This window comes from Micromonospora sp. NPDC047074, from assembly GCF_040643815.1.
Taxonomy (GTDB): Bacteria; Actinomycetota; Actinomycetes; order Mycobacteriales; family Micromonosporaceae; genus Micromonospora.
Map to the genome: position 1 here is coordinate 1 of NZ_JBEYVB010000085.1, position 1,971 is coordinate 1,971.

General features: G+C 70.3%; 3 protein-coding genes. All 3 read right to left on the bottom strand.

Annotated features, from left to right (window positions below):
• Nucleotides 1–308: FAD-dependent oxidoreductase (locus tag ABZ809_RS34450; RefSeq protein WP_357566846.1), on the bottom strand; the 308-nt coding region annotated here is incomplete at its 3' end.
• Nucleotides 305–460, bottom strand: coding sequence for a hypothetical protein (locus ABZ809_RS34455; protein WP_357566847.1), 156 nt, complete (start codon nucleotides 458–460; stop codon nucleotides 305–307). The genes ABZ809_RS34450 and ABZ809_RS34455, both read right to left, overlap by 4 nt.
• A 60-nt stretch (nucleotides 461–520) precedes the next feature.
• The gene (locus tag ABZ809_RS34460) at nucleotides 521–1,732 is read right to left on the bottom strand and encodes a cytochrome P450 (protein WP_357566848.1); all 1,212 of its coding nucleotides are present in this window, start codon (nucleotides 1,730–1,732) and stop codon (nucleotides 521–523) included.
• Between the last annotated feature and the right edge of the window lie 239 nt (nucleotides 1,733–1,971).

The following is a 1,971-nucleotide window of genomic DNA, read 5'->3' on the forward strand; positions in this document are numbered from 1 at the left end:
TCGCGCAGCGCCGCCTCGAAGGCGTCTTCGCTGCCGGGCGGGCAGAGGCTGAGCACGCCGCGCGGGGTGAGCAGCGGGTGCTCGGCGAAGCCCGGTGGCGGCGCGGTGAGGAAGCTCCGGCTGGCCCGGGTCAGCGCGCGCACCGCCGGCCCGCCGTAGTACTCGGAGAACACGGCGGCCGAGCGGCCGGTGGAGTGCTGGCCGGGAACCTGCTCCATCTCCAGCAGCACCACGGTGCCGTACGCGGCGAGGTGATGTCCGGCGCTGGCGCCCGCGATGCCCCCGCCGATGACCAGATAGTCGATCATCGGTCTGCGGCGTCGGTGATCGCCGTCCGTGCCGCCAGCTCCCCGTGGGTCGCGCTCCGCCGTGAGTCGGCGTACGCGGTCCGGTCGCCGGACCTGGCGGCGTGGGCCTGGAGCAACTCGGGCAGGGGGCGGAGCAGATCGGTACGCGGCATGGTTCCGACAACCTCCGGGCGGACAGGAGTCGCGATTCGGGCCGGGGTGGGAGGGCCGCGTCAGACCGTGACCGGTAGCGACAGGAGCGCGGGCACCAGCGGGGAGGTCCGCACCCGCAGCGACTCCCGGGGCACGGCCAGCTTGATGTCGGGGAACCGGGTGAACAGCTCCCGCAGGGCGATCGTCACCTCCATCCGGGCCAGTTCCGATCCCGAGCAGAAGTGCGGGCCGCCGCCGAACGCCATGTGCCCCTTGTCGGTGCGGTCGATGTCGAGCAGCTGCGGGTCGGGGAAGCGCTTCGGGTCGTTGCCGGCGGCGGTCAGGTGCAGGAGCACCGTGTCGCCCTTGTTGATCTTCGTGCCGTCGATCTCCATGTCCTCGGTGGCGAAGCGGCGGAAGGCGTGGTGCACGGAGCCGTTGCGGCGCAGCAACTCCTCGACGGCCTCGCCGAAAAGGTCCGGGTCCTTGCGGAGCCGCTCCAGCGTCTCCGGGTTGTCCATCAGGGCCAGCGCGCCCCGGCTGATCATGCCCGAGGTGGTGTCGTAGCCGCCGAGCACGGTCAGCAGGGCCATGGACAGGATCTGGAAGACCTCGAGCTCGGGTTCGCCGTCGGCGTTCTTGGCGTGGATCAGGTCCGAGAAGAGGTCGTCGCCGGGCTCCGCCGTCTTCTGCTCCCGGATCGAGTTGAGCAGCCGCGACATGTTCCCGCGGACCTGGGCGTTGGTCTCGTCGTCGGTGCCGAAGGCCAGGTCGGCCCACTTCTTGAGCTCCTCGCGGTGCTCGTCGGGGACGCCGAGCACGTCGCAGACGATCGTGATCGGCAGGACGGCCGCGTAGTCGTCGACGAGGTCGCCGCCGCCCGCCGCCTCGATCGCGTCCAGCCGCGCGCGGACCAGTTCGTGCACCCGGGGGCGGAAGGCGTCCAGTTTGCGGGGCAGGAAGGTGGAGTTGACCATCTTCTTGAGTGGCGTGTGCTCCGGCGGGTCCAGGGTGACGATGGTGCCGGTCACCGCGCCCTGCGGGAAGCGCTCAGTGGTGAAGTCCCCGTTGGAGTACTCGCGGGGACGCGCGAGGCGCTTGTCCCGCAGCGCGGCGTGGACCTCGGCGTGGCCGGTGACCAGCCATACCCGGCCGTGGTCGTCGAGGCATGTCTGGTGGACGGTGCCCTGCTCGTGCATCGCCGCGTAGCGCTCGTACGCCGCGTACGGGGTTGCGAAGTAGTCGTTGTCCATCAGCTTCGTCAGCCCGTGCACCGGGCACTTGTTCGCCATGTCGTCCTCGCTGTGCTCACTCGAAAGGATTCGCTGTCGGCATCCGGTGCGTTGGGCGACACGGACCCCCCGCGCGCCCATGGTGCCCCCGGCCCGTCCACGATCGGGTAACTGCAGGAACGACGGCTGTTGGTGCGTGCCGGATTCAGCTGGCGAGTGCGGGGATTTGGATTTTGGTGTCGTGTTCGAGGATGCGGTGTTGGAGTTCTTGGAGGCTGCGGCCGGGTTCGAGGCCGAGG